Raw genomic sequence first — 6,175 nt, 5'->3', positions numbered from 1 at the left:
TCCACCAACTCGTGCGCCGTGCGCCCCGGCTCCTGCACGACCACGCTGCGCGTGAAGTGGCTGGACAGATGCCCCAGCTCGTACTGCAACATCTGCTGCGAGTGCCGCCAGCCCTGGTCCTGCCAGAACAGGTGCATGCCGACGCACTCCACGACGATCGAGAACAGCAGCGAGCCGATCAGCACCCCGAGCAGCCGGAACGGCAAGGTGATGGTGCCAGCGATCAGGCCCTGGCGCTGGTTCTGCTCCCGTTGCGCAGTCGAGGCGGCACCCTTCATGGCGAGGCCTCGTCGGCGTTTCTGTCGCCGGTGGCGGTGGTCACCGCGTCAGGCCCGGGCGCAGCGGCATCGTCCAGCAGGTCGTCGGGCAGGCCCGTGTCCTGCAAGGCCGGGGAGCTGGTGAACTCCCACCACTGCGTCGCTTCGCTGTAGCTCTGGCGCATGTATCCGGCCAGTTGCTGCAAGTCCGCCGGCATCACCTCGTCCGGGTCTGGCGCCGGCAGCGGCATGCGAACTTTCCATAGCTGACCACCCTGCAGCAGCGCGAAGCACTGCCCCTTGGGCAGGCCGACGACATGCGACGCCTCGATCATCGGCACGCTGGACATGCTGATGCGGTCCTGGGTGTTCGACGTGAAATCCGTCGCCCCACGGATGTCCGAGCTGTCGGTCGCGCCGCTCACGATGGTGGTCGTATAGACCTCGACCTTCGGCAGCTGCCTTGTCAGCAGTTCGGCGGTGGCCGTCTCGCGCACGCGCAGCATGAAGAGGTTGTTGAAGTTGCCGATCACCTGGCCGGCCTTCGCGCGGTTGCCGATGCGCGCCTCGATGTCGGAGAGCGTTTGCGTGTACGCGGTGACTTGCAGTCCGGCGCCACCGCCTTTGTTGATCAGCGGGATGAACTCGTCGCCCATCAACTCGTTGAACTCGTCCGCATGGACATTGATCGGCACGCGCGCACCGGCCGAGGCGCCCGGCAGGCCGTCGTCGATCCCGTGCTTGTAGATGTGGCCTGCGACCGACACCAGGTCGGAGAACATGGAATTGCCGACCGCGGCGGCGACCTCGGCGTCGGAGAGCGCATCCAGGCCCACATAGACCACGGCGCGCTTTCGGATGACCTGCATCCAATCGAAGATCGGGCGCGGGTCGGCCAGGTCGGAATAGTTCGGGGCCAGGAGCTGCGCGATCTTGCCGCTGGTGAGCTTCTCCAGCAGCGGCAGCAGCGATGCGACGATCTTGTCGAAGTACGTCTTGTCGTAGCGGACGGCAGAGCGCAGGCCGTCGAGCACAGGGTCGTAGTTGCGCGCCTGGGAGAGGTACTGCTCCAGCGCGACGACGCGCTTTTCCCGCCCGATCATATTGCGCGGGATGTTCTTCTCGTTGAGCTTGGCCTCGATCTGGACGATCACCTCCCAGGCCTTGGGCTCCGTCTTGGCGAAGTAGTGCTGGGCGTACTCAATGAACAGCGCGTCGATGTTGATGACGTGCCGCTGGATCAGCATGTAGTCGGGCCGCTGTGCCAGCTCCACCAGGGCGCGGGCGATGATGTTGACGAAGCGCCATGCGAACTCGCGGAATGCCGCGCTGTTGCCTTCGCCGGAGAGCTGTCCCGCGATGCGTGTCGCCACTTCCGAGATCCGACCGAAGCGACCCACCGCGTTGTAGCGGGCGCTGATTTCCGGCCAGCCCAAATGGAAGATGTAGAACTCACCCTCGCGGCCCACGCGCTTGGCCTCGACGTACATGCGCTTCAGGAGGTCGGCATCGCCCTTGGGGTCAATGACGATCACCACCTCGTGCTCGCCCGCGGCGTTCACGCGCCGGATGTCCTGCGTCACGAACAGTTCGGCCAGCCGGGTCTTGCCGACGCGCGTGGTGCCCAGTACCAGCGAGTGGCCGACGCGCTCGCCCAGCGGCAGGCTGACGTCCACCTCCTCGGGTTCGATGCCGTGCAGGCGCGGCAGGCCGCCCACCGGCGGCAGCGGCCGCACCGGGTTGCAAGGCACGTCCCAGCCGGTGAGTTTCGACAGCCGGGACAGCGGGAACGGCGCGAATTCCAGCCGTTCCTCCAGCCTGCGCGCCAGCCGATAGGCCGGCGTCGGCTCCACGTAGCGCCGAAACTCCGGCCGGTACGTCTGCATGAGCCTATGGGTGTGCTTCTGCTCCCACAGGAACCCGCGCCCCACGAACAGCCGCTGCTGGCTGACCGGCACACCCTTGCTGGTCATCACGTAGCGCCGCAGGCGACGGATGTTACGCCGGTAGCGCAGGATGACGCGGGCATCGCGGTAGCGGATCGCGCCATAGGCCCCGAACGCCAGCGCGCTGCCGACGCCCATGGCGGGGTTCAGCGCGAGCGACCACGGGGCCACCAGGGACAGAAACGCGGCGCCTGCACACGCCGCGACGGTGTATAGCTCCACCGCTGGCCGCAACAAGACCTCGACGGGTTGCTTTCCCGACATGGCTTCATTGCTCGATGCCGGTGGCCGTGATCAGCGCCGGGTAATGCCGCAGACCCAGACGCTCAGCCAGGTCGTCGCCGGACACGGGCGCGAGGGGCACGCCGGGCGCCAGTGCGCGCAATCGCTCCAGGCCCTGGACGGTCTCGACGTTGACCACCAAACCGACCGCGCCGCGCTCGCGCAGCGCGGCCGCCTGGCGGCGCAACCAGGCATGGGACGCCTCGTCGTCGCCGACGACCACGAAAGGCCGCAGGCCCGGGGCCTCGATGACCCGCCGCGCGACGGTGCCGGGCGTGAGCTTGGCGCTGCGCACCGGCAGCATCGCGGCCTCGTCCGCCGGAGTGGCGGGAACCTGGGGCGTCGGGATGGGCGGCCGGGCCGGCGCGTTGGCACGCGGCTGGAGGTTCAGGGTTTCGTAGTACGGCAGCGCCGACGTGCCGCCGCGGTCTTCGACCACGATCAGCGGCTCGCCGGCAAGCGAGGCCAGCGGCAGACCCGCCAGCAGTACGAGCAGGCCCTTCACCGAGAGATGGGCCAGATGGGATGTCGTCATGGGGATGTCTCCTGGCGTGCGGCGAGAACCGTGGCGGTTGGGCGTGCGCCCTGCACCCGGGCGAGGTGGCGGGATACGCTGCGCCGGTAGCGGGCGGCAGGCTCGCCCCCGGCAGGACGGTGGTAGCGGCCAATCGCCAGCAACCAGTCCTCGCCGGGGGCGTGCTGCTCGCGCAGGATCTCGGCGGCGATGGCCAGATTCCGGTACGGGTCCAGCAGGTCGCACGCGCTGGCGTAGCGCTGCTGGTGGTAGCCGAGGTTGATCTGGCCCAGGCCCGCGTCGATGCGCGTGTGCGGTGTGGAGCGCATCACCTGCTGCAAGCCCGCGCAGGCATCGGCGCGGGTCGCATAGCGGCGTGACTGGCCGGCCACATTGAGCGACCACGGCCACGGGACGATGCGCCCGTTGCGGCGGATGCCGCGGTGTGGAGCGCATCACCTGCTGCAAGCCCGCGCAGGCATCGGCGCGGGTCGCATAGCGGCGTGACTGGCCGGCCACATTGAGCGACCACGGCCACGGGACGATGCGCCCGTTGCGGCGGATGCCGCTCTCCTGCAAGGCCACGGCGTAGAGCACCGTCGAAGGAATGCCTGCGCGCTGCGCGGCGAGTTGGTAGGCCGGTGGCGGAACCTCCTGGGCTTGGGCGACGCAGGCGCACAGGCCAGCGGCGAGCACCAGTGCGCGCAGGGGTGCGGCTATGGCTGGCGCTGCCATTGGCCGTTCACCTCGCGCACGACCGCCGGCAGGTCGCCGGGCACCCCCAAGGTCAACCAGCGCCCGCCGTCGTGGTTGAGCGTGATGCTGCCGCTGCGCACGCGCGCCGGATCGACGTTCGTGCGCTTGGCCCAGTCGCGGATGCGCCCGTCGTCCTGGCGGCTGCCGACCATGTACAGGTCGAATTCGGTGCCCGCCGATTGCAGGCGCTGCACGAGCTGCCCGCAGGCATCGCAGCCGTCCTTGACGAACACCGCTGTGCGGCCGGAGCCGCGCGTGGCTCTGGCGACCGGCTTGTCGTCCGGCAGGTTCACTCGCTGCATGCCGGGGTTCAGGCGCTGCCAGGCCTCGTCGTAGGCGCGCTGATAGGCAAGCAGCTTCTCCACGCGGCGCGCTTCGACCTGCACCTGCAGCCCTGCGTAGCGGCGCCGTTCCTCGTCGGTGCGCGCCTCGATGCCCAGAGCCGATAGCGGGTCCAGGTTGGGCGAGTAGACGCCCAGTGGCCCGTCCATCAGTTCGCGGTAGCGCGCCCACTCCTGCGGTTGCAGGCCCCAGTCGCTCGCCACCCGGTCGTCCAGAGCGCGAGCGGCCAGCGCGCGCTCTTGGCTCTGCGCATTGCGGGCGGGAGCCGTGGCGGGCTGCTGCGCCCAGGCGGGCCACTGGGTGGACACCAGCAGGAGCGCGGAAAGGATGATCGATGGCTTCATGCGATCTGCTCCGGTCAGGGAATCGCCACGCGGCGGGTCTGGTCGCCGGCCTGGAACACCGCGGTGCTGCCCTCGACGGCCTGCAAGCGCCACGGGCCGACCGCATCACCTGGTAGCAGCACCTGAAGCTGGTCGGGCGTGAAGTCCCCGCTGCTCGGCGCGACGGACACGCTGCGCTGGCCCGCGCGAAGCTCTGCACCGACGATGCGGAACGGGAGCGGTGGTGGTTCCGTCTTGGCGGCTGACTTGCTCGGTGCGCGCGGCTGGGCAGGTGCGGCGGCGCGCGCGGCGGTCTGGCGCGTCTTGATCTGCTCGACTTCTGCGCGCAATGCCTGAAGGTCATCGGCGGCGGCATAGGCGCTCAGCGATTTCTCGACCAGGGCCGCGCGTGCCTCCAGGATTTGGCGGGTGTCTTTGAGGTCTGCCGCCGTGGCGACGGCCGGACGCTGCTGGATAGCCTCGACGGTCTCGGCCAGGCCTGTTGCCTGCGCTTCGAGGCGTTGCAGGCGGGAATCGAGGCGCTCCTGGTCGGCCTGGTCGTTCATCGCCTGGTAGCCGAGGGCAACGAGGACACTGAGGCCGATCAGCCAGAGCCACATAAGGCTCTGCACCACCACGGCGGCCGTTGAACGCTGGGCGGGTTGCGGGCCGTTCATGGCTGGCCTCCCGATGTCGCGGGCGCCAGCGGGAACGTCTGCACCGCCTCGGTGGTGGGCGGCGCGGGTACGTTGTCGGCGGTCATGCTGTCGCCGGGCCGCTCGAAGCAGATTTGCCGCGCGCGGTCATCCGCGTGCAGTTCCCAGGCCTGACCAGCCAGGGTGAGCAGCGCATCGCGCAGGGTCATGGGGCCGAGGTGCAGGTGCGCCGCCGGCAGCGGCAGTGCGTACAACTCGATCACCGCGTGCGCCGTCTGGCACAAGCCGTAACCGCTGCGCTTGAGCACATGCCGTAGCCCGTCGCCGACCGTGGCACGGGCATCCTCGGGCATCGACACGTCGATGGTCTGCAACAGCAGGTCGCGCTGCGCTGCTGTCGGTGCCAGTTCCACGAGGGTGTAGCGGCCGTAGCGCACGACGGGGATGGACTCGGGCGCCTCGGGTGCGGGCGCGGCCGAGACTTCCTCGATGGTGTCGGGCGCGACCGGCGCGCTCGTCGTCGCGCAGCCGCCAGCCAGCACCGACCAAAGCAGGCCGAGAAAACCCGCCAGCAGGCGGCGTTCGGGATGGTGAAACCAGGGTGGAGAGGGGCACATGGCATCGGCTCGTCGGTTGCGATGCCGTTACCTTGGCTGCGCACCGCCGTGCGGTCAGCCAGGAATGCGAACTGGGCCTTATCCGTTTTGTGCCGCGCCTTTGGGATTACAGAGCGTCCTTCGTCAGAAGGGATCTGAGCGATCTAAAGGCTTCGACCCTCTTCGACCTGTGACGAAGTATTCGTTCTTTGCCATATCCCCCGGGGGGGGATACAATTTCCATATGACAGAGTTCACCAAACACACAAGCCACCCAGATCTGGTGAAGCGGCTCAAGCGCGCCAAAGGCCATCTCCAGCATGTGATCGGCATGATCGAGGGGAGCGAACCTTGCCTTGACATCGCTCGCCAACTCGCGGCGGTGGAAAGCGCGGTGACGGCGGCAAAGCGTGCGCTGATTCACGACCACATCGACCATTGCCTAGACCATGACTCGGACTCCGTCCTTGCTGAAATGAAAGCGCTGGCCAAACTGCTTTGAG

7 protein-coding genes and 2 pseudogenes are annotated in these 6,175 nt (G+C 68.4%); 1 reads left to right on the top strand and 8 read right to left on the bottom strand.

From position 1 onward, the window contains the following. The 8 genes and pseudogenes from CAL28_RS06575 to CAL28_RS06545 form a co-directional block, all read right to left on the bottom strand. The coding region (locus CAL28_RS06575) for a DUF4400 domain-containing protein (RefSeq protein ID WP_141218146.1) at window positions 1–278 on the bottom strand (278 nt) is incomplete at its 3' end. After that, the gene (gene traD, locus CAL28_RS06570; RefSeq protein ID WP_094840524.1) at window positions 275–2,467 is read right to left on the bottom strand and encodes a type IV conjugative transfer system coupling protein TraD; all 2,193 of its coding nucleotides are present in this window, start codon (window positions 2,465–2,467) and stop codon (window positions 275–277) included. The genes traD and CAL28_RS06575, both read right to left, overlap by 4 nt. 4 nt (window positions 2,468–2,471) lie before the next feature. Then, window positions 2,472–3,020, bottom strand: a complete 549-nt coding sequence (locus CAL28_RS06565) for an integrating conjugative element protein (protein WP_094840523.1) — start codon at window positions 3,018–3,020, stop codon at window positions 2,472–2,474. Then, window positions 3,017–3,439, bottom strand: a pseudogene (locus CAL28_RS30280) (lytic transglycosylase domain-containing protein); the annotation flags it as partial. The pseudogene CAL28_RS30280 and the gene CAL28_RS06565, both read right to left, overlap by 4 nt. Before the next feature lie 127 nt (window positions 3,440–3,566). Then, window positions 3,567–3,734: pseudogene (locus CAL28_RS30275) on the bottom strand (lytic transglycosylase domain-containing protein); the annotation flags it as partial. After that, window positions 3,716–4,441 (bottom strand): TIGR03759 family integrating conjugative element protein, encoded by a 726-nt coding sequence (locus CAL28_RS06555; RefSeq protein ID WP_094840522.1) that lies wholly within the window; start codon window positions 4,439–4,441, stop codon window positions 3,716–3,718. The pseudogene CAL28_RS30275 and the gene CAL28_RS06555, both read right to left, overlap by 19 nt. Before the next feature lie 14 nt (window positions 4,442–4,455). Beyond that, entirely contained in the window at window positions 4,456–5,097 is a 642-nt protein-coding gene (locus CAL28_RS06550; protein WP_094840521.1) for a hypothetical protein, read from the bottom strand. After that, a complete protein-coding gene (locus CAL28_RS06545) occupies window positions 5,094–5,693 on the bottom strand; it encodes a PilL N-terminal domain-containing protein (protein ID WP_094840520.1) in 600 nt (199 codons plus the stop codon). Before CAL28_RS06545 ends, CAL28_RS06550 begins: the two co-directional genes overlap by 4 nt. A 223-nt stretch (window positions 5,694–5,916) precedes the next feature. Here CAL28_RS06545 and CAL28_RS06540 point away from each other — a divergent pair, with 223 nt between their 5' ends. Next, window positions 5,917–6,174, top strand: a complete 258-nt coding sequence (locus CAL28_RS06540) for a metal-sensing transcriptional repressor (protein WP_094840519.1) — start codon at window positions 5,917–5,919, stop codon at window positions 6,172–6,174. Window position 6,175 lies beyond the last annotated feature (1 nt).

The sequence above is a fragment of the Bordetella genomosp. 11 genome (assembly GCF_002261215.1).
GTDB lineage: Bacteria > Pseudomonadota > Gammaproteobacteria > Burkholderiales > Burkholderiaceae_B > Bordetella_C.
Note: the sequence above shows the minus strand (reverse complement) of the source record. Positions and strands in the feature narration are given on the sequence as shown.

Bases quoted from the DNA above. Each gene is read 5' to 3' on its own strand.
- traD (WP_094840524.1), bottom strand. From the start codon at position 2,467: ATGTCGGGAAAGCAACCCGTCGAGGTCTTGTTGCGGCCAGCGGTGGAG.
- CAL28_RS06565 (WP_094840523.1), bottom strand. From the start codon at position 3,020: ATGACGACATCCCATCTGGCCCATCTCTCGGTGAAGGGCCTGCTCGTA.
- CAL28_RS06555 (WP_094840522.1), bottom strand. From the start codon at position 4,441: ATGAAGCCATCGATCATCCTTTCCGCGCTCCTGCTGGTGTCCACCCAG.
- CAL28_RS06550 (WP_094840521.1), bottom strand. From the start codon at position 5,097: ATGAACGGCCCGCAACCCGCCCAGCGTTCAACGGCCGCCGTGGTGGTG.
- CAL28_RS06545 (WP_094840520.1), bottom strand. From the start codon at position 5,693: ATGTGCCCCTCTCCACCCTGGTTTCACCATCCCGAACGCCGCCTGCTG.
- CAL28_RS06540 (WP_094840519.1), top strand. From the start codon at position 5,917: ATGACAGAGTTCACCAAACACACAAGCCACCCAGATCTGGTGAAGCGG.